At 68.0% G+C, this 20,777-nt stretch carries 15 protein-coding genes; 11 read left to right on the top strand and 4 right to left on the bottom strand.

The features are described 5' to 3' along the window. Window positions 1-289: 289 nt before the first annotated feature. Entirely contained in the window at window positions 290-1,462 is a 1,173-nt protein-coding gene (locus tag ACFW2Y_RS18235) for a trypsin-like serine peptidase (protein WP_384879846.1), read from the bottom strand. 318 nt (window positions 1,463-1,780) lie between these two features. On the opposite strand from ACFW2Y_RS18235, the gene ACFW2Y_RS18230 reads away from it, so the two are divergent. From ACFW2Y_RS18230 to ACFW2Y_RS18210, 5 genes are all read left to right on the top strand, one after another. Further along, window positions 1,781-3,226, top strand: coding sequence for a diaminobutyrate--2-oxoglutarate transaminase family protein (locus tag ACFW2Y_RS18230; RefSeq protein ID WP_384879843.1), 1,446 nt, complete (start codon window positions 1,781-1,783; stop codon window positions 3,224-3,226). Between the two features lie 36 nt (window positions 3,227-3,262). After that, entirely contained in the window at window positions 3,263-5,269 is a 2,007-nt protein-coding gene (locus ACFW2Y_RS18225; RefSeq protein ID WP_384879840.1) for an IucA/IucC family protein, read from the top strand. Window positions 5,270-5,323: 54 nt separating this feature from the next. After that, complete coding sequence (locus ACFW2Y_RS18220; RefSeq protein WP_384879837.1) at window positions 5,324-5,980, top strand: GNAT family N-acetyltransferase; 657 nt, start codon at window positions 5,324-5,326, stop codon at window positions 5,978-5,980. 61 nt (window positions 5,981-6,041) lie between these two features. Further along, window positions 6,042-7,910 carry an IucA/IucC family protein gene (locus tag ACFW2Y_RS18215; RefSeq protein WP_384879834.1) on the top strand — a complete coding sequence of 623 codons (1,869 nt, stop codon included), beginning with the start codon at window positions 6,042-6,044 and terminating at the stop codon, window positions 7,908-7,910. A 12-nt stretch (window positions 7,911-7,922) separates the two neighbouring features. Then, window positions 7,923-9,896 (top strand): ATP-dependent DNA helicase, encoded by a 1,974-nt coding sequence (locus ACFW2Y_RS18210; protein ID WP_384879831.1) that lies wholly within the window; start codon window positions 7,923-7,925, stop codon window positions 9,894-9,896. Window positions 9,897-9,971: 75 nt separating this feature from the next. Here the strand turns inward: ACFW2Y_RS18210 and lexA are convergent, their stop codons facing one another. Continuing rightward, window positions 9,972-10,760, bottom strand: coding sequence for a transcriptional repressor LexA (gene lexA / locus ACFW2Y_RS18205; protein ID WP_384879828.1), 789 nt, complete (start codon window positions 10,758-10,760; stop codon window positions 9,972-9,974). Window positions 10,761-11,193: 433 nt separating this feature from the next. Here lexA and nrdR point away from each other — a divergent pair, with 433 nt between their 5' ends. Both nrdR and ACFW2Y_RS18195 read left to right on the top strand, forming a co-directional pair. Beyond that, on the top strand, window positions 11,194-11,703 hold the full coding sequence (nrdR, locus tag ACFW2Y_RS18200) for a transcriptional regulator NrdR (RefSeq protein ID WP_384879826.1): 510 nt from the start codon (window positions 11,194-11,196) through the stop codon (window positions 11,701-11,703). Between the two features lie 175 nt (window positions 11,704-11,878). Next, window positions 11,879-14,770: a vitamin B12-dependent ribonucleotide reductase gene (locus ACFW2Y_RS18195; RefSeq protein WP_384879823.1), complete on the top strand. Its 2,892-nt coding sequence runs from the start codon at window positions 11,879-11,881 to the stop codon at window positions 14,768-14,770. Between the two features lie 233 nt (window positions 14,771-15,003). Here the strand turns inward: ACFW2Y_RS18195 and ACFW2Y_RS18190 are convergent, their stop codons facing one another. Beyond that, window positions 15,004-15,534: a TerD family protein gene (locus ACFW2Y_RS18190; protein ID WP_384879820.1), complete on the bottom strand. Its 531-nt coding sequence runs from the start codon at window positions 15,532-15,534 to the stop codon at window positions 15,004-15,006. 526 nt (window positions 15,535-16,060) lie between these two features. On the opposite strand from ACFW2Y_RS18190, the gene ACFW2Y_RS18185 reads away from it, so the two are divergent. From ACFW2Y_RS18185 to ACFW2Y_RS18175, 3 genes are all read left to right on the top strand, one after another. Then, on the top strand, window positions 16,061-16,666 hold the full coding sequence (locus ACFW2Y_RS18185; RefSeq protein WP_384879818.1) for a YdbC family protein: 606 nt from the start codon (window positions 16,061-16,063) through the stop codon (window positions 16,664-16,666). A gap of 85 nt (window positions 16,667-16,751) precedes the next feature. Continuing rightward, window positions 16,752-17,411, top strand: coding sequence for a histidine phosphatase family protein (locus ACFW2Y_RS18180; RefSeq protein WP_384879815.1), 660 nt, complete (start codon window positions 16,752-16,754; stop codon window positions 17,409-17,411). 12 nt (window positions 17,412-17,423) lie between these two features. Next, the gene (locus ACFW2Y_RS18175) at window positions 17,424-18,332 is read left to right on the top strand and encodes an ADP-ribosylglycohydrolase family protein (RefSeq protein WP_384879813.1); all 909 of its coding nucleotides are present in this window, start codon (window positions 17,424-17,426) and stop codon (window positions 18,330-18,332) included. Between the two features lie 70 nt (window positions 18,333-18,402). On the opposite strand, the gene ACFW2Y_RS18170 is transcribed toward ACFW2Y_RS18175, so the two are convergent. After that, the gene (locus ACFW2Y_RS18170) at window positions 18,403-19,956 is read right to left on the bottom strand and encodes an MFS transporter (RefSeq protein ID WP_384879811.1); all 1,554 of its coding nucleotides are present in this window, start codon (window positions 19,954-19,956) and stop codon (window positions 18,403-18,405) included. Between the two features lie 132 nt (window positions 19,957-20,088). On the opposite strand from ACFW2Y_RS18170, the gene ACFW2Y_RS18165 reads away from it, so the two are divergent. Then, complete coding sequence (locus ACFW2Y_RS18165; protein WP_384879808.1) at window positions 20,089-20,706, top strand: TetR/AcrR family transcriptional regulator; 618 nt, start codon at window positions 20,089-20,091, stop codon at window positions 20,704-20,706. Window positions 20,707-20,777 lie beyond the last annotated feature (71 nt).

The following is a 20,777-nucleotide window of genomic DNA, read 5'->3' as shown; positions in this document are numbered from 1 at the left end:
GCGCTGCCCCTCCCCACCACGGGAGGGGCAGCGCCCCGTTCCGTGTGGGGGCGCCGTCTCGGCGGGTGAACCCCTTGCCGGCGGCCGGTCGAGCAAGGTGTCCGGCGCGGGCATCGCCGTAGCGTTCGGCAGCATGCGGAACCAGCCGCCGTCCGTAGGACCACCGGTCCCGGTGCGGCCGATCCGATGCGCCGTCGCCCGGGCGGAGGCAAGTCCCCCGCTCGATCAGGGCGTCGTCCGGTGGACAGGGAAGGAGGCGGGACCCGAAGGACCCGCCTCCGCACCGCGCCTACTGGCCGGCGTACTTCTGGCTGACCTCGTCGAAGAGCGCCTTGGCCTCCGGGCCGAGCCGCGGTCCGGCGAGCCAACCGGCCGTCGACGGGCCGATCGAGGTGTTCGACACCAGGGCGGGCTTGCCGTCGCTGCCCTCGGCGACCCAGCCGCCGCCCGACGAACCACCGGTCATCGAGCAGCCGATCCGGTACATCGTCGGCTGGTCTGCCTTCAGGGACAACCGGCCCGGCTTGTCCTCGCACTGGAACATCTTCTGACCGTCGAACGGCGGCGCGGCCGGATAACCCGTTGCCGTCAGACTTGCGATCTTCGGCACCGCCGGGGCGTTGAACTCCACCGGAAGCGCGGAGCCGACCGTCTCCTCCAGGGACTTGCCCGAACTCCCCTTCTCCGGGGTCACCTTGATGACCGCGAAGTCATAGGGAGCCCCGGCGCCCCCGGTCGACGCACCCTCGGCGATCCACTGGTCCGAGGTCTTGACCCAGTCCGCCCACCACACGCCGTACGGCGCGATCTGCTCCCGTGTCGCCTTCTCCAAGTCCGAGGTCGACAGGGCCGAGTCGTTGTACGAGGGCACGAAGGCGATGTTGCGGTACCAGCCGCCCTGCTTGCCCTTGTGCACGCAGTGACCGGCCGTCCAGACCATGTTGGACTTGCCCGGATGCGCCGGATCCTTCACGACCGTGGCCGAGCAGACCATCGACCCCTCGGGTCCGTCGAAGAAGACCTTTCCCGATTCGGGCGCATGGGCGTGGTACTGCGCCGTCACGGCCCTTGCCCGCACGGGAATCGGAGTCGGATCGGTGACGCCCTTGTCACCCGAGATGTCCTCCTCCTCAACCGGCTTGTCGGGGCGCTCGGCCCTGCGCATCCGTTCCGTATCCCAGAGGTCCTCGATGATCGGGTTGACGAAGTCCTTGGCCTCGCGCAGCCACTTGTCGCGGTCCCAGTTCTTCCACTCGCCGTTCCGCCACTGATCGAGGTCGATCCCGTGTTCCTTCAGGCGGTCCTTCAGGTCCTCCGGGATCTTGATCTTGTTCGGGTCCAGGCTTATGGGTGCGGCGGGTTTGTCCCCCGCGTTCTCCTCGCTCGGGCCACAGGCCGTGACGGTGAGCGTCAGCGCCGCAACGACAGAAGCCGCCATCAGCAGCGGACGAATCGATCGCATCTCGTGATCCCCCTGGGACTACGTCAACTTGTGCATGGGCGAACAGCGGTCGCGCCGTGTGGACACGACCGACCGCCCCACTATGCCGGTGCCGGAGGGGACGGTACGCGTCCCGGTCCCGGTTCCGGGCACTCTTCGGTCGTTGTCGCGCAGTGATCCGGGACACGCCAAGTTCCTGCCCTCCGGCCCGTGATCTCGGGCAGCTCCCGTCGTTGGTACGTACGGGGGACGCAAAGCCGGCGCCAGGACGGCCTTCATGGGGGTCCGCGCGCCGCTCTGATGTGCAATGCAACCGTTACCGCGGGAGGACACCGAGCCGTGGCCGTGACCGAACCAGCTCCGGCCGTCCCACCGGCCGCGCGCACGCAGACCAGGCCGGCGGACCGAAGAGGCGAGCACGAAGGCATCCTGCGCCGCCAGTCACAGCGCGAGTCCGCCGCGCGTACCTATGCACGCTCCCTGCCGATCGTCCCGGTGAGAGCCCGGGGCGTGACCATCGAAGGTGCCGACGGGCGCCGTTATCTGGACTGTCTGTCCGGTGCGGGGACGCTCGCCCTGGGCCACAACCACCCCGTCGTCCTGGAAGCAATCAGGAAGGTCCTCGATTCGGGCGCCCCCCTGCACGTCCTCGACCTCGCCACCCCCCTCAAGGACGCCTTCACCTCAGAACTGTTCGCCACCCTCCCCGGTGAACTCGCCGACGACGCCCGCATCCAGTTCTGCGGACCGGCGGGTACGGACGCGGTCGAGGCCGCCCTCACCCTGGTCCGCACCGCCACCGGCCGGAACGGTCTCCTCGCCTTCACCGGCGCCTACCACGGCATGACGGCTGGCGCCCTGGAGGCTTCCGGGGGCGCGACCACCGGCCGCGTCACGAGGCTTCCCTATCCGCAGCAGTACCGCTGTCCCTTCGGCGTCGGTGGCGAGCGCGGTGCCCAACTGGCCGCCCGTTGGACCGAGAGTCTCCTCGACGACCCCAAGAGCGGCGTCACCACCCCTGCCGGAATGATCGTGGAAGCCGTCCAGGGCGAGGGCGGGGTCATCCCCGCCCCCGACGCTTGGATGCGCAGCATGCGCCGGATCACGGCCGACCGCTCCGTGCCGCTCGTCGTCGACGAAGTCCAGACCGGAGTCGGCCGCACCGGCGCCTTCTGGGCGGTCGAGCACAGCGGGATCGCGCCCGATGTCATGGTCCTGTCCAAGGCGATCGGCGGTTCCCTCCCCCTTGCGGTCATCGTGTACAGGTCCGCACTCGACGTCTGGGAGCCCGGCACCCACGCCGGTACCTTCCGTGGCAACCAACTCGCCATGGCCGCAGGCACGGCCACCCTCCGGTACGTCCGCGAGAACAAGCTCGCCGAACGGGCCGGCACCCTCGGCGCCCGCATCCTCAACCAACTCCGGGACCTCGCCAACAACCACTCCTGCATCGGCGATGTCCGCGGCCGGGGCCTGATGATCGGCATCGAACTCGTCGATCCCGAAGCGGAAGGCCCGGACGATCTCGTTCCGCCACCCGCCCCCGCACTGGCACTCGCCGTTCAGCAGGAGTGCCTCGCCCGCGGACTCATCGTCGAGCTCGGTGGTCGCCACTCCGCAGTGGTCCGCCTCCTCCCTCCGCTCACCCTCACCGACGAGCAGACCACCGCAGTCCTGGACCGCTTCGCCGACGCCCTGGCCACGGCCGAACGGGCCCACACCCTCCACCCGCCCGTCTCCCACCGGGGCACGGCCCCGCGCAACACCATCGGACCGTCCCACTGAACCGGACCGCTCCGGCCCCACCCCCAAGGAAGTCCCGTGAACGCCATCCCCGCCACCCCGGCCCTCGCCCCCGATGCCCCCCTCGCTCCTGAACCCCAGCACACGCAGACCCTTCATCCGGGGACCGAGCACGCAGAAGCCGTGCACCCCGAGAACCTCCGTACGGGCACCTTCCACGCCGAAACCGCACCCGCAGGGTTTGCCCGCTCCGAACCCCTCCGCTCCGAACCCCTTCGAGTAGAAGCCCACCCCGCCGAGGAACCCACCGTCCCGCGTCAGCACACAGGACCGGAACAGTGCCGTTCACCCCGCCCGGCCACCGGCCCCGATCCCTTGGACGATCCCGATCCGCTGCGTGCCGCTGATGCTGCCGCCGTCGAGAACCTCCTTCGCTGCTGGGTGCGGGAGACGAACCTGCCGGCACCCGGTTCGACCACGCTGCGCGTTCCTCTCGATGCCAGTGGCACCGCCCTCCTCGTCCCCGTCCGGTACTGGTCGCCCACGGGCTGGCACCGCTTCGGCGCTCCCGCCCTCGAAGGCCTTCCGGCTGCCGCGCCGACCGTTGACGCCGTCACGGTGGCCGCACTGCTCAACCGCGAGACGGGCCGTTCTGAGGGCACCGACCTCGTCGGCCGGGTCGCCGACTCCACCCGGCGGACCGCCGACTTCCTCGCCGAGTGCCGCTGCCGTCCTCGGCCGCACTCGGAGGCCGATCTCTTCCTCGCCGCAGAGCAGTCCTTGCTCCTGGGCCACCCGCTCCATCCCACCCCCAAGAGCCGCGAAGGACTCTCCGAAGCAGAGGGGCGGCTCTATTCGCCTGAGGTCCGAGGCTCCTTCCCGCTCCACTGGATGGCCGTCGACCGTTCCCTCCTGGCCACCGACTCCGCCTGGACCGAACAGGGCCGATCGGTCAGCGCCGAGCAGCTCGCCTCCGGACTCGCCGAGGGGCTCGCGTTCCCTTCAGGGACCGCCCCGCTGCCCCTGCACCCCTGGCAGGCGAGAGAACTGGTGCACCGCCCCGAGGTCCGAGAGCTCCTCGACGCCGGCCTCCTCCACGACCTCGGCCGCCACGGCAGCCCTTGGCATCCGACCTCCTCCGTCCGCACCGTGCATCGACCCGGTGCACGGGCCATGCTCAAACTCTCCCTCGGCCTGCGCATCACCAACTCGCGTCGTGAGAACCTCCGCAAAGAGCTCCACCGCGGTGTGGAGGTCCACCGCCTGCTCCGTACCGGTCTCGTCGACGAGTGGCAGGCCGCCCACCCGAGCTTCGACATCGTCCGGGACCCTGCCTGGCTCGCCGTCGACACCCCGGACGGCACCCCCGTCCCCGGCCTTGACGTCATGATTCGCCACAACCCCTTCGGTCCCGGTGACGACGCCGTTTGTATTGCCTCGCTCACCACCCCACGCCCCTGGCCCGGAGCCGCCGGCATGCGCTCCCGGCTCGCCGACGTCATCGGCCGCCTCTCCATCCGAACCGGCCGCCCCGTGAACGCCGTCGCAGCCGAATGGTTCCTCCGCTATCTCGACCAGGTCGTCCGCCCCGTGCTTTGGCTCGACGGAAACGCCGGCGTCGCCTTGGAGGCCCACCAGCAGAACACCCTGGTGCTCCTCGACCCGAACGGTTGGCCGATCGGTGGTCGCTACCGGGACAACCAGGGCTACTACTTCCGCGAGTCCCGCCGCGACGAGCTGGAGGCCCGCCTCCCCGGCATCGGTGCCCTCAGTGACACCTTCGTCTCCGACCAGGTCACCGACGAGCGCTTCGCCTATTACCTCGGCATCAACAACGTCCTCGGTCTGATCGGGGCCTTCGGTTCCCAGCACCTTGCTGACGAACGAGTCCTGCTCGCTGCCTTCCGCAGCTTCCTCACCTCTGCCACCAGCCTGGGATCTCCCCTTCCCCGCTGCCTCCTGGAAGCCACGCACCTGCGCAGCAAAGCCAACTTGCTCACCCGACTGCACGGTCTGGACGAGCTCGTCGGGCCGGTCGACACCCAGTCCGTCTACGTCACCGTCACCAACCCCCTTCGTACCTGAGCCCGCGGGCGGAATGCCGCACCCCAACCACGCCGTCGAGAGGAGAACGACATCGTGCCGTCCATCCGCCCACCAGCCGACCCGCCCGGGGACGACACCCTCAATCTGAGGGCCGACGACCTTGCCGTCCTTCTCGACGGCGACCTCTTGGACTCCGTCGCCGCCTGGGGCCCCATCGACACTCCTCTCGGCTCCTTCCAGCTCGTCCCTGCACGCATCGAGAGGGATGTCCCCCTGATCGCCCGGTGGATGAACGACCCCGCCGTGGCGGCCTTCTGGGAGCTCGCCGGCCCTGAGAGCGTCACCACCGGGCATCTTCGTTCCCAAGTCGAAGGCGATGGCCGGAGCGTCCCCTGCCTCGGCGTCCTCAACGGCACACCCATGAGTTATTTCGAGGTCTACCGTGCAGACCTCGACCCGCTCGCCCGGTACTACCCGGCGCGCCCCCACGACACGGGGATTCATCTACTGCTTGGAAACGGCAGCGACCGGGGGCGTGGCATCGGCACCAGGCTCCTGCGGGTCGTCGCCGATCTGGTTCTTGACCACCGTCCCCGCTGCACCCGGGTCGTCGCCGAACCCGACATCCACAACACCCCCTCCATCTCTGCCTTCCTCAGCAGCGGCTTCCGCTTTGCGGCGGAAGTCGACCTCCCCGACAAGCGAGCCGCGCTCATGATCCGTGACCGCGTCCTGCGACACGTCCTGTGAACACCCCTCCGTCTCACATACACCGCTGGTCCCACAGCGGTCCCACCCCCGAGGAGTCTCCGTGTCGACCTCCCCTGCACCTCACGACTCCGGACGCCCCGACACCGATGCGCCGGCTCCTGCCCCTGGACCGCTCCCCGCGTCCGAGCTGCTCGCGCCCCCCGAGCTGAACGCCGCTGCCTGGGCCCGGGCGTCTTCCCGTCTCCTGGCCAAGGCCCTCTCCGAGTTCGCCTACGAGGAGATCATCCGGCCCGAGCGCGCGGACGCCGGTGAGCCCGACCGATACACGTTGCGACTCGACGACGACACCACGCTCAGTTTCTGCGCCCGCCGTGGTGCCTACGGCAGCTGGCGCGTCGCCGCCGGCTCCATCACCCACGAGGGTCTCCGCCTCGTGGACCCCTTCGACTTCCTGCTGAGGGCCCGGCACCTCCTCCAGCTCGACGGGATCACCCTGGGGCACGTCATCCGCGAACTCTCCGCCACCCTTGCCGCCGACACCCGTCTCGATCACACGGCCCTCAGTGCTGGCCGCCTTGCCGAACTCCCGTACGCGGAACTCGAAGGCCATCAGACGGGCCACCCCTGGCTCGTCCTCAACAAGGGACGCATTGGCTTCTCCGCCACCGATGCTGCCCGTTGGGCTCCCGAGGCCCGCCGCGCAACCCGGCTTCCTTGGATCGCCGTCAGCAAACGCATCGCCACTTACCGAGGTGTCCCCGGTCTGGAGACTTCCGACCGGCTCTATGCCCGGGAACTCGACTCCGAAGTGCGCGCTGCCTTCCACGTCGCCCTCATCGCACGTGGCCACCAACCCGACGACTACGTCTTGCTGCCGGTCCACCCCTGGCAGTGGGACGAAGTCCTTCTCCCGCTCTACGCCCCGGCCATTGCCGATGGGTCGATCGTTCCGCTCGCCGCGGACGACGACCTCCGCCTACCGCAGCAATCCGTCCGCACCTTCCTCAACACCAGCCGACCGGATCGCCATACGGTCAAGCTTCCCCTCTCCGTGCTCAACACCCTGGTGTGGCGAGGACTGCCCACCGAGCGCACCCTTGCTGCGCCCGCCGTCACGGCCTGGGTACACGGATTGCGCGATGCCGACCCGTTCCTGAGGGAGGAGTGCGGAGTGATCCTCCTCGGGGAAGTCGCCTCCGTCACGGTTGAGCACCCCCTGTACGACCGGCTGCCCGAAGTCCCCTATCAGTACAAGGAACTGCTCGGTGCGATCTGGCGCGAACCGCTCAGGCTCCCCCCGGGAGAGCGTGCCCGCACCCTTGCCTCCCTCCTCCACGTCGATCCGGTAGGGCGGGCTTTCGTCGCCGAGCTCGTCACGCGCTCCGGGCTCGCCCCCGTCGTTTGGCTCCAGCACCTCTTCACTGCCCTGCTCCCTCCCCTGCTGCACTTTCTCTACCGGTACGGCACGGTCTTCTCGCCGCATGGTGAGAACGCGATCGTCGTGTACGACAGCGACGACGTCCCCGTGCGCCTGGCGATCAAAGACTTCGTCGACGATGTGAACATCAGTGCCCACCCCCTTCCCGAACACGCCACCCTTCCGGATGATGTCCGTGCCGTCTTGTTGACGGAAGGGCCGGGATTCCTGATCCAGTTCATCCATGCGGGACTCTTCATCGGCGTCTTCCGCTACCTGGCTCCCCTCTGTGAGGAACAACTCGGATTGCCCGAAGCGGACTTCTGGGCACTCGTCCGCGCCGAGATCCTGTGCTACCAATCGCGCTTCCCCGAGCTGAAGGAGCGGTTCGAACTCTTCGACCTCCTCACCCCGCGCATCGAGCGGCTCTGCCTGAACCGCAACCGTCTGCACCTGGACGGTTACCGGGACCGTTCCGAGCGTCCGCACGCGGCGGTTCACGGGACCGTTCCCAATCCGCTTGCGGATCCGACTGTCAGCGCCGCCCCGTAGGGTGGAGGGGCTATGACGAAGCCATCCCTCCCCGATCTCCTCCACGCCGCCGTCACCGCCGTCGGCGGCACGGAGCGGCCCGGCCAGGTCGCCATGGCCCAGGCCGTGGCCGAGGCCATCGACGACAATTCCCACCTCCTCGTCCAGGCCGGCACCGGCACCGGCAAGTCGCTCGGCTACCTCGTGCCGGCGCTCGCCCAGGGGGAGCGGGTGGTCGTTGCCACGGCCACCCTGGCGCTCCAGCGCCAGCTCGTCGAGCGGGACCTTCCCCGCACGGTCGACGCGCTGCATCCACAGCTACGGCGACGGCCCCAGTTCGCCATGCTCAAGGGGCGGTCGAACTACCTCTGCCTGCACCGACTCCACGAAGGCGTCCCACAGGACGAAGAGGACGGACTGTTCGATCCTTTCGAGGCGGCTGCGCCCACCAGCAAGCTGGGGCAGGACCTGATGCGGCTGAGGGACTGGTCTGACGAGACGGATACGGGCGACCGGGATGATCTGACGCCCGGTGTCTCCGACAGGGCCTGGGCCCAGGTTTCGGTCTCCTCCCGGGAGTGCCTCGGTGCGAGCAAGTGTGCGTACGGCGCCGAGTGCTTCGCGGAGGCGGCACGGGAGCGGGCCAAGCTGGCCGATGTCGTCGTCACCAACCATGCGCTCCTCGCCATCGACGCGATCGAGGGGGCGCCGGTGCTTCCGCAGCACGAGGTGCTGATCATCGATGAGGCCCATGAGTTGGTCTCCCGGGTTACCGGTGTTGCCACCGGCGAGCTCACTCCCGGGCAGGTCAACCGAGCCGTGCGTCGGGCTGCGAAGCTCGTGGACGAGAAGGCCGCCGATCAGCTGCAGACTGCTGCCGAGGGTTTTGAGCGCGTCATGGAGCTGGCGCTTCCGGGGCGCTTGGAGGAGATCCCGGAGGATCTGGCGTATGCGTTGATGGCGCTCCGCGATGCAGCCCGTACCGTGATCACGGCCCTGGGCAACACCCGTGACCGGGCCGTGCAGGACGAGGACGCCGTGCGCAAACAGGCCATGGCCTCCGTGGAGACCGTGCACGGAGTGGCGGAGCGGATCACTCACGGATCCGAATACGACGTCGTCTGGTACGAGCGGCACGACCGGTTCGGGGCCTCGCTCCGGGTTGCTCCCCTCACCGTTTCCGGCCTGCTGCGGGAGAAGTTGTTCACGGAGCGGTCCGTGGTGCTCGCCTCGGCCACGCTCAAGCTCGGCGGAGACTTCAATGGCGTCGGAGCCTCGCTCGGACTGGGGCCCGAGGGCTCCGAGGGCGATGACCAGCCCGTGTGGAAGGGCATCGACGTCGGCTCTCCGTTCGACTATCCGAAGCAGGGCATCCTCTACGTCGCCAAGCACCTGTCGCGCCCCGCGCGCGACGGAGAGCGGGGTGACATGCTCGACGAGCTCACCGAACTGATGCAGGCCGCAGGCGGGCGGACCCTGGGGCTTTTCTCCTCGATGAGGGCGGCACAGCAGGCGGCGGAGGAGCTTCGGGGGCGGATTCCGGAACTGCCGATCCTGCTCCAGGGCGAGGACACGCTCGGCGAGTTGATCAAGAATTTCGCCGCCGATCCGAAGACCTGCCTCTTCGGCACGCTTTCGCTTTGGCAGGGAGTGGACGTGCCGGGCGCCAGCTGCCAGCTGGTCGTCATGGACAAGATCCCGTTCCCGCGCCCGGACGACCCACTGATGAGTGCACGCCAGAAGGCCGTCGAGGAGGCGGGAGGAAACGGCTTCATGGCTGTTGCGGCGACCCATGCGGCCCTGCTCATGGCCCAGGGGGCGGGTCGCCTGGTGCGTGCCACGGGGGACCGGGGCGTCGTGGCGGTCCTCGATCCTCGGCTGGCCACTGCTCGCTACGGAAGCTACCTCAAGGCTTCGCTCCCTGACTTCTGGTACACCACGGATCGCAACCAGGTGCGGAAGTCGCTTGCGGCCATCGATGCGGCGTCCAGGGAGGCGGGTGTCTGAGAGGCCCGTGGAACGGTAGGACCCCGGGACCGGCGCAGTGGGTCCCGGGGTCCGGTCAGAGCCGGCGGTGAAGTGTCACACGCGCCGTAGTACTGCCACGACCTTGCCGAGGATGGTGGCCTCGTCGCCGGGGATCGGCTGGTAGGCCGCATTGTGCGGAAGGAGCCAGACGTGGCCGTCCTCGCGCTTGAAGCGCTTGACCGTTGCCTCACCGTCGAGCATTGCGGCCACGATGTCACCGTTCTCGGCCACGGGCTGCCTACGGACGGTGACCCAGTCGCCGTCACAGATGGCGGCTTCGACCATGGAATCGCCGACGACCTTGAGGACGAACAGCTCGCCGTCGCCGACCAGCTGGCGGGGGAGGGGGAAGACGTCCTCGACGGACTCTTCGGCGAGGATCGGACCGCCGGCGGCGATCCGCCCCACCAGCGGGACGTAGGACGCCGCCGGCTTGCCGGTGGTGTCCGTGGCCTGCGTGCTCGGCTGGTCGGAGCCTCGGACTTCGTATGCGCGGGGCCGATGTGGATCGCGGCGCAGGAAGCCCTTGCGCTCCAGAGCCATGAGCTGGTGGGCCACGGAGGACGTGCTGGAAAGGCCGACCGCCTGTCCGATCTCCCGCATCGACGGCGGGTAACCGCGCCGCTGGACCGAGTCGCGGATGACTTCGATGACCCTGCGCTGCCGGTCGGTGAGCCCGGAGCTGTCGGCCCGGATGCCAGGGGGTCGGCCGGGGAGGGCGCGGGCGGGGCGCCCGGATTCCTCGCCGTTCATGTTCGCGTCGCTCATGGCGTGCCCCGGCTCGAGTCGGCCCTGGGAGCGGTCCTGGGCGGTGATGGTGGCACTGTCTGCGGTGGTGGTCACGTCGTCGGCCCCTCTCGAATGGTCTCCCTGGCTGGCACAACGGTAGTAGCTTTCGAAAGGTTGCGCCAAACACACGTTCGAGTGAAAATTCCCGGATTGCCTTACGCGCGTATGTGCGGGGGTGTATGCGTGCGCGGGCGCCGTCATCCTCGAAACGGTCGTTCCGGTAGCCTTCGCGGCTGGGACGCGATGGGCGGGTGCGTCCTCCCAGTGTCCCATCCGGATGTCCGATTCCGTGGCGTCGCCGGGTTGCGACACGCGGGGACCCTAGAGGGTTGAACCCAAGATCTAGTGGTTGGATGGCATCAACCGCCTAGGGGTAGTGGTCCTCGGTCTGCTGAGGGTGTTCGCATCGCCTATGCTGGTGGTCGCTTCGCAGGCCTTGACGGGCAGGCGAGGCTCGTCAGTCGTGCCATGAGGAGGGTCGGAACCAGTGCACTGTCCCTTCTGTAGGCACCCCGACAGCCGTGTCGTCGACAGTCGCACCACGGACGACGGGACGTCGATCCGTCGCCGCCGTCAGTGCCCCGACTGCTCCCGTCGCTTCACGACGGTGGAGACGTGTTCGCTCATGGTGGTGAAGCGTTCCGGCGTCACTGAACCCTTTAGTCGCACCAAGGTCATCTCTGGCGTGCGCAAGGCGTGCCAGGGACGGCCGGTCACCGAGGACGCCCTCGCCAAGCTCGGCCAGTGGGTCGAAGAGGCGGTGCGCGCCACCGGGAGTGCCGAATTGACCACCCACGACGTGGGCCTGGCCATCCTCGGCCCCTTGCAGGAACTCGACCTCGTCGCCTACCTGCGTTTCGCGTCCGTGTACAAGGCCTTCGACAGCCTCGAAGACTTCGAGGCCGCCATTGCGGAACTCCGTGTGCGGCCTCCCGCTGATAACTGCGGGGCCGGTGAAACCCCCGAGGTTCCCGTTCCCGCTGCTGCCGCCGACTGACCGGCGGTCCGGGTCCGCCTGTGACCCGGCGTCCGGCCGCAGGGCGGCCCGACAGATGTGCCCCAGGTGATCCTTCTGCGATTCCTGTGGCAGCAGTGCAGAACGACGTACAGAAGACGGTGCCCTAGGACTATATGGGCGCCAAAGAGTGTTTTGCCCTTATATGGGAGGCGGCATGACAGAGACGGCGAGCGGCCCGGCACGTGGTTCCCGCACCAAGGGAGCCAAGTCGGCGAGCAAGGGCCTGCGCATCGAGCGCATCCACACCACCCCCGGCGTGCACCCGTACGACGAGGTGGTCTGGGAGCGCCGTGACGTCGTCATGACCAACTGGCGCGACGGCTCGGTCAACTTCGAGCAGCGTGGCGTCGAGTTCCCCGACTTCTGGTCGGTGAACGCGGTCAACATCGTCACCAGCAAGTACTTCCGCGGTGCGGTCGGCACTCCGCAGCGCGAGACCGGTCTCAGGCAGCTCATCGACCGGATCGTGAAGACCTACACGAAGGCCGGCGAGCAGTACGGCTACTTCGCTTCGCCCGCCGACGCCGAGATCTTCGAGCACGAGCTGGCGTACGCCCTCCTGCACCAGATCTTCAGCTTCAACTCGCCTGTCTGGTTCAACGTCGGTACGCCGCAGCCCCAGCAGGTATCCGCGTGCTTCATCCTGTCCGTCGACGACTCCATGGAGTCGATCCTCGACTGGTACAAGGAAGAGGGCATGATCTTCAAGGGCGGCTCCGGCGCCGGCCTGAACCTCTCCCGCATCCGTTCCTCCAAGGAACTGCTCTCCTCCGGAGGCAACGCCTCCGGCCCGGTCTCGTTCATGCGCGGCGCCGACGCCTCTGCGGGAACCATCAAGTCGGGCGGTGCGACCCGCCGTGCGGCCAAGATGGTCATCCTGGACGTCGACCACCCCGACATCGAGGACTTCATCGAGACCAAGGTCAAGGAGGAGGAAAAGATCCGCGCCCTCCGTGACGCGGGCTTCGACATGGATCTGGGTGGCGACGACATCACGTCCGTCCAGTACCAGAACGCCAACAACTCCGTCCGCGTCAACGACACCTTCATGCGGGCCGTGGAGTCCGGAGGTAAGTTCGGTCTGACCTCGCGCATGACCGGTGAGGTCATCGAGGAGGTCGACGCCAAGGCGCTCTTCCGCAAGATGGCCGAAGCCGCATGGGCCTGCGCCGACCCGGGCATCCAGTACGACGACACGATCAACCACTGGCACACCTGCCCCGAGTCCGGTCGCATCAACGGCTCGAACCCGTGCAGCGAGTACATGCACCTGGACAACACGTCCTGCAACCTCGCTTCGCTGAACCTGATGAAGTTCCTCAACGACGACGGCAAGGGCAGCCAGTCCTTCGACGTCGAGCGCTTCGCCAAGGTCGTCGAGCTCGTCATCACCGCGATGGACATCTCCATCTGCTTCGCCGACTTCCCCACCCAGAAGATCGGCGAGAACACCCGGGCCTTCCGCCAGCTCGGCATCGGCTACGCCAACCTCGGCGCCCTGCTGATGGCGACCGGCCACGCGTACGACTCCGACGGCGGCCGTGCTCTGGCCGGCGCCATCACCTCGCTGATGACGGGCACCTCGTACAAGCGCTCTGCCGAGCTCGCCGGCGTCGTCGGCGCGTACGACGGCTACGCCCGCAACGCCGAGCCGCACCAGCGCGTCATGCAGCAGCACGCGGACGAGAACGCCAAGGCCGTCCGCATGGACGACCTGGACTCGCCGATCTGGGCCGCCGCCACGGAGGCCTGGCAGGACGTGATCCGCCTCGGTGCCAAGAACGGCTTCCGCAACGCCCAGGCCTCGGTCATCGCCCCCACCGGCACCATCGGTCTCGCGATGTCCTGCGACACCACCGGCCTTGAGCCCGACCTCGCCCTGGTCAAGTTCAAGAAGCTGGTCGGCGGCGGCTCGATGCAGATCGTCAACGGCACCGTGCCGCAGGCCCTGCGCCGACTGGGCTACCAGGAGGAGCAGATCGAGGCGATCGTCGCCCACATCGCCGAGCACGGCAACGTGATCGACGCCCCCGGTTTGAAGGCCGAGCACTACGAGGTCTTCGACTGCGCCATGGGTGAGCGCTCCATCTCCGCGATGGGCCACGTCCGGATGATGGCGGCGATCCAGCCGTGGATCTCGGGAGCCCTCTCCAAGACCGTCAACCTGCCGGAGACGGCCACGGTCGAGGACGTCGAGGAGGTCTACTTCGAGGCGTGGAAGATGGGCGTCAAGGCGCTCGCGATCTACCGCGACAACTGCAAGGTCGGCCAGCCGCTCTCCGCCAAGAAGAAGGAGGAGGAGAAGGACAAGGTCACCGCCAAGTCCGAGGCGACGATCCGCGAAGCCGTCGAGAAGGTCGTCGAGTACCGTCCGGTGCGCAAGCGCCTCCCGAAGGGGCGCCCGGGGATCACCACCTCCTTCACCGTCGGGGGCGCCGAGGGTTACATGACGGCCAACTCCTACCCGGACGACGGTCTCGGCGAAGTGTTCCTGAAGATGTCCAAGCAGGGATCCACGCTCGCCGGCATGATGGACGCCTTCTCCATCGCCGTCTCCGTCGGCCTGCAGTACGGGGTCCCGCTGGAGACCTACGTTTCGAAGTTCACCAACATGCGCTTCGAGCCGGCAGGCATGACGGACGACCCGGACGTGCGGATGGCGCAGTCGATCGTCGACTACATCTTCCGTCGTCTGGCGCTCGACTTCCTTCCCTTCGAGACCCGTTCCGCCTTGGGCATCCACTCCGCCGAGGAGCGTCAGCGGCACCTGGAGACCGGTTCGTACGAGCCGGCCGAGGACGAGGTCGACGTTGAGGGACTGGCTCAGTCCGCCCCTGTGACCCAGGAGCTGAAGGCAGTCGCAGCCCCTGTCGCCAAGGTCGAAGTCCCGGCCCCGAAGCAGGCCCACACCTCCGCGGAGCTCGTCGAGATGCAGCTCGGCATCAGTGCCGATGCGCCCCTCTGCTTCTCCTGCGGCACGAAGATGCAGCGGGCCGGCTCTTGCTACATCTGCGAGGGCTGCGGCTCGACCAGCGGCTGCAGCTGAAACTGCGGAGTTGCATATCGGATGCGGCCCTCGACATAGCTGAATCCGAAGTGCTATCCCGGTGAGGGAGGGGTGTCAGGCCTGGGCCGACACCCCTCCCTTGCGACGGCGGGCGTACCACGACTGTATGCGGGGAGCACATGACGCAAGGGGGCCTGCCCCCGCCCTGGACGTGGATGCCGTCCGTTCAGGGGCGTCAGAACTGCTCGCCCCTTCGGTCGTGTTCGGTCTTCTCAGGCCGGAGCGGAGCCCAAGATGGCACCGAAGGCCTGTGGATCGACGTCGAATCCTCGACTGAGGGAGCGGTACGACCATCCGTTCGTCCCATTGCGGGTGAACTCGATGACCGTCGCCGAACGGGCCTGGTGCACATCGGTGAAGTCGTGGGTCAGTAGATCGGTGTAGCCCTCGCGAACCCGTATTCCGGTGTTCGCCACGTCGCCGAAGGTCAGGCGTCCGCCGCCCTGCTGTATGACCACGCCCACCACCACCCGTGCATACCTGGAGTCCAATCGGTCCAACTCCACGGTCATGGCCTCGTCGTAGCCGAACCCCTGCCCCGTGCGACTGTCGCGGTGGAGCGTGATGGTGCCGTCGGGAGAGCGGCTGCCGAAGTGCACCAGCTGCGCCGGTGCGCCGTGCGGGTCTGCCGCGGTGAACACTCCGGCCACCAGATCCAGGTCATGGGCCGGAGCACCGGGAGCGGCGGGGTCCCACTTGAGCGTGACCTCGACACGTCCCACCCCTTTGTTGAGTCCGCTCATGGTGCTTCCCCTCTCCGCAAGCGCCCCCGCGCATGCCTCGGCCTCGTGTCGTCGGCGTCAACAAAGCCCTTGGTCGCGGGCTGATTCCTCATGGTGTCACGTGGCTATGACAGTGAACCGGGGGCTTCGGAGGAGAGCTGCGCGGGAAGCGATGAGAAGCTGGATCTCGACGTACATCTGGCTCGAATCGGCCTGACCTTCACAGGGGTTACAGGAGAAGTTCGTTCTGAAGCGTAGTCCGTTGAAGAGGCTCCAGCGGGCCGGAGCGAGGGGTGCTCCGTGTCGGCGCGCGGCGTCGATGCTCCAAGGGCCGTCCTCTCCAGGGTGACGGCTGCTCGGTGGGTGAAGCGCTTCCCCCGTGCGTCGATGCGGTTCCGTCCAGGAAGGGTGGCAGTGCGACAGGAGTTGGCACCAGGCCCGACGACTCGTTTCGGCATCGAGCGGGGCGGTGCGCAGCACGCGGGGCCCGGCGGTTGTCCCCACCGAAGGTCTGCCGGGCCGCTCCTCGGCCCCGTACGATGGCGCGGTGCTGGTCAAGTGGATTCGCTGTACCGTGATGGACCGTCGAGGGTTCGAACGAGGACAGCGGAAATGGGCGGGACTGCTCGGTGAGCCGGGATTCCGGGGACAGGGCGGTGGGTGGAGCCGAGTTCGCCCGGACGTCGCCCACGTCTTCGCGTTCTGGGAGAGCCGGGCCTTCTACGACTCGTTCATGGCACGGTCCCACGACCGTTTGGCCGCCTCACAGGTCGGAACCTTCAAAGACCTCCAGGCCAAGTTGTTCGACCACCGTTTCGACGTGAAGACGGGGTTCGAGCCGAAGTTCTCCGACGCGGACGTGGCACGGGTGGCGCACGCCCGTGTCCACGAGGACCGGGCAGAGCACTTCGCCCTCATGCAGGAGAAGGTGTGGAACCCTGCCATGGCCGGGTCCCCGGGCATGCTGCGAGGCCTCTTCGGTGAGGCACCGGGAAGCGAGTTCCTGGTCCTCTCGCTGTGGCAGTCGGCTGCCGAGCATGGCAAGTACCGGGTCGAGCGCATCGAACGGCTCGGGCTGCGGGCCCGTACCGCGGCCGACGTGGCGGCGCTGAACGGCGACGTGGTGCAGCTCGAACCGTCCTGGACGGTGTGACCCACGGCGGCTTCAGTGTTCGCCTGCGTACCCCGAGTGCCTGCTCGACTGAGCCGGTGGGGGAGCGGCGTTCTAGGGTCGGGGTATGGCACGACCGCGGCGCATCGTCCTCGTACGGCACGGAGAGTCGGAGGGCAACGCTGATGACACGGTGTACGAGCGCGAGCCCGACCACGCCCTGCGACTGACGGAGACCGGATGGCGACAGGCAGAGGCGACGGGGGAGTGGCTGCGGGAGCTCTTCGGAGAGGAATCGGTCAGCGTCTACGTCTCGCCGTACCGCCGTACCCATGAGACGCTCCGGGCCTTCCGTCTCCCCGCCCGCCAGGTCAGGGTGCGGGAGGAGCCGCGGCTGCGGGAGCAGGACTGGGGCAACTGGCAGGACCGGGAAGACGTGCGGCTGCAGAAGGTGTATCGGGACGCCTACGGCCATTTCTTCTACCGCTTCGCCCAGGGCGAGTCCGGTGCCGACGTCTACGACCGGGTCGGTGCCTTCTTGGAGAGCCTGTACCGCAGCTTCGAAGCCCCCGACCATCCGGAGAACGTCCTACTGGTCACCCACGGGCTCACCATGAGGCTCTTCTGCATGCGCTGGTTCCACTGGACGGTCGCTGAATTCGAGTCGCTGTCGAATCCCGGAAACGGGGAGACGCGCGTACTGCTCCTCGGGGAGGACGGGAAGTATCGCCTGGACCGACCTTTTGAACGTTGGCGTACCCCGGATCCGTACGGGCACACCGGATAGAGTGGCAGACCGATGACCGCTGACTCCTCACCCGAACGGCGCTTCGACCGCGCCCTGGCCAGCCTGCGCGGGCTGTCCGTGGGAGACGCCCTGGGCTCCCAGTTCTTCGTACCCTCCCACTACCCCTTGCTGAAGCGCCGAGAGCTGCCCGCCGGCCCTTGGCAGTGGACCGATGACACCGAGATGGCTTGTTCTGTCCTGGCCGTCCTCGTTCGCCACGGTCGGATCGAACAGGATGCCCTGGCCGCGTCCTTCGCGGAGCACCATGACTTCGACCGCGGCTACGGACCGGCGGTCAACCGGATGCTCCGACTCATCCGGGAGGGTGGTGACTGGCGGGAGCTCGCCGCCGGGCTCTTCAAGGGGCAGGGCTCATGGGGCAACGGTGCCGCCATGCGGATCGCCCCGCTGGGAGCCTGGTACGCGGACGACCCGGAGCAGGCGACCCACCAGGCCGAGATCTCCGCTTACACGACCCACCAGCACAGGGAAGCCGTGGTGGGCGCCATGGCGATTGCCGCGGCGGCAGCGATCACTGCGAACCCCGCTGGGCCGCCCACCCCCGAGGCGCTGCTCGACGGGGTCATCGCCCTCGTGCCGCGCAGCGCGGTCGGAGCGGGGCTGCGCCGGGCCCGCGACATGCTCGACTACGGTGATGCGGGCACGGTCGCCGCGGTGCTCGGCTGTGGCAGGAGGACGAGCGCTCACGACACGGTCCCCTTTGCCCTGTGGTCGGCTGCCCGGGGACTCGGTGACTTCGAGCGGACCTTCTGGACGACCGCCCAGGTCGGGGGGGACGTGGACACGACCTGTGCGATCGCCGGGGGCGTGGTCGCCTCAGCGACGGCGGGTGCACCGCCTGCTGAATGGCTGCGGCAGACCGAGGACCTTCCGGGATGGGCCCCGGAGCGGGCCGTCTGATGAGGAGCATCGTTCCCCGGATCCCCTTCGCAGGTCCGGGGAACGATGCTCCTCCTTCGGCGCCCGAAGCTCAGCCCATCGGCCCCGCGGCCTCTGCGCGCCCGCTCAGCGCTTCCAGGTCGCTCTTGCGTACCCGGATCACGAGGACGGCCGTGACCAGGGCGATCAACACCATTCCGACGGCGGCGGTGAAGGCAGAGGAGATGCCCGAGGTCAGCACGTCGTGGCCCCAGGGAGCTGGAAGCTCCTTCGTCTCCATGGCCGCTGCTTGCTGCTCGGGCGTCGAGTGTGCGAGGAAGTCCGGCAGCTGCCGCTCGCTCTCCTCGCGACTGGCTGTGCCGAAGACCGTGACCAAGATCGACAGTCCGAGCGAGCCGCCAACCTGTTGGGTCGCGTTGAGCAGACCCGATGCCGCACCCGCTTCGTGCGGGGCCACTCCCGAGACGGCGGTGAGCGTGAGCGTCACGAAATTGAGGCCCATGCCGAAGCCGAACACGACCATCGGGCCGAGGACGCCACTGAGGTAGCTGCTGTCCGACGACATGAACGTCAGCCAGCCGAGCCCCACGCCCGTGAGGGTCGATCCGGTCACCATGAACGGCTTGGGGCCGAGCGCCGGTAGCAGGCGCTGGGCGAGTCCCGCACCGATGCCGATTGCTGCAGTCACCGGAAGGAAGGCGAGACCGGACTGGACCGGGCTGTAGCCCAGGACGTCCTGCACCCACAGCACGATGAAGAAGAACATCCCGAACATGGCTGCCGCCAGGCTGAGCATGATGACGTACGTGCCCGAACGGTTGCGGTCCGCGAACATCCGCAACGGGGTGATCGGTTCCTTCGCCCGGGACTCCACCACGGCGAAGGCCATGAGGAGGACCACCGCAGCTATGAAGGAGCCGATGGTCAGCCCGTCCTTCCACCCTTCCTCGGACGCACGGATGAACCCGTAGACCAGTGCTGCCATCCCGAGCGTCGAGGTCGCTGCGCCGGCGACGTCGAAGCGGCCGGGGTGGCGCTCGGACTCCGAGATGTAGAGCGGGGTGAGGAAGGCGATCAGCAGGCCGATCGGCACGTTGACGAACAGGACCCAGCGCCAGTCGAGCCATTCGGTGAGTGCTCCACCGGCTAGCAGGCCGATCGCACCGCCGCCCGCGGAGACGGCGGCGAACACACCGAAGGCCCTGTTGCGCTCGGGCCCTTCGGGGAAGGTCGTGGTGATCAGCGCGAGCGCGGTGGGCGAGGCGATCGCGCCGCCCACGCCCTGCAGGGCTCGTGCGGCGAGCAGTTGCCAGGGCTCCTGGGCGAATCCGCCGAGGAGGGAAGCGAAGGTGAAGAGCAGGATCCCGGACATGAACACCCTACGGCGGCCCAGGATGTCTCCGGCGCGCCCACCGAGGAGCAGCAGGCCCCCGAACGTGAGCGTGTAGGCGCTCAGCACCCACGACAGGTCGGTGGTCGAGAAGGAGAGCGCGTCCTGGATGTGCGGCAGGGCGATGTTCACGATGGTGGCGTCGAGAACGACCATGAGCTGGCAGGCGGCGATGACGGTCAAGGCGATGCCCGGCCGAGCTGCGGCGCGAGCGGTCCCGTCCTTGGTCTGTGTGTCTACCCGAGAAGTTGTCACTATGGATCCCCCACGGAAAAATTAGTGAACGTACTCGTTCACTGTTCGCCACGGTAGTGAGTTCCATGCAGTGAACGCAACCGTTCACTGCGTGCTGCTGGCGAATCGAATCGCGTCAACGGAGAGATCCCCATGGTTACTTCGCGATCTGCGGCTGCTGCTCGGTCGGAGGGGGCGGTGCTGCGGCGCCGCGGACCCGTTCTCGAACGGGCGATCCTGGAAGCCGCGCTCGATCAGCTGGGTAGCGTCGGCTGGAGCGGACTCACGATGGAGGGTGTCGCGGTCGGTGCGCAGACGGGCAAGGCCGCCGTGTACCGCCGATGGTCCTCGAAGGAAGACCTCGTGGCGGACGCTCTCCGGGCCGGCCTGCCGACGCTCGACGAAGCCCCCGATGGTGGCAGCGTGCGGAAGGACCTGTATGAGCTGTGCCGCAGCGTTCGGGACGTGTTGTATTCCAAGCCCGGCTTCGCGCTGCGTGCTGTTCTTCACGAATGCGATCCTGGGGCTGCCGAGCGGTTTCATGAGTTGATCGCCAAAGGCATCGTGGAGCCGTCCAAACGTCTCTTCCGGGACGTCATTCAGCGCGGAATCGCGCGTGGGGAGGTGCGCCCTGATGCACTTGACGACCTTGTCCTCGATGTCATCCCTGCGATGATGATGTATCGCTCCAAAGTGTGCGGAAGCGAATGGGCTGACGATGAGGTCGCCGATGTGATCGACCGGGTCATGGTTCCCCTCCTGCGCGTTTGAGGGAAGCGGCGTCCCCTCGCGGACGGCCGTGGAGGCAGGGGCGCGTCGAATTCCGGGTGCCCGTGGGGAAT

It is taken from the genome of Streptomyces sp. NPDC058877 (assembly GCF_042742855.1).
In the GTDB taxonomy this organism is placed as follows: Bacteria; Actinomycetota; Actinomycetes; order Streptomycetales; family Streptomycetaceae; genus Streptomyces.
The sequence above is the reverse complement of the archived record's forward strand: the minus strand, read 5'-3'. Positions and strand labels throughout refer to the sequence as shown.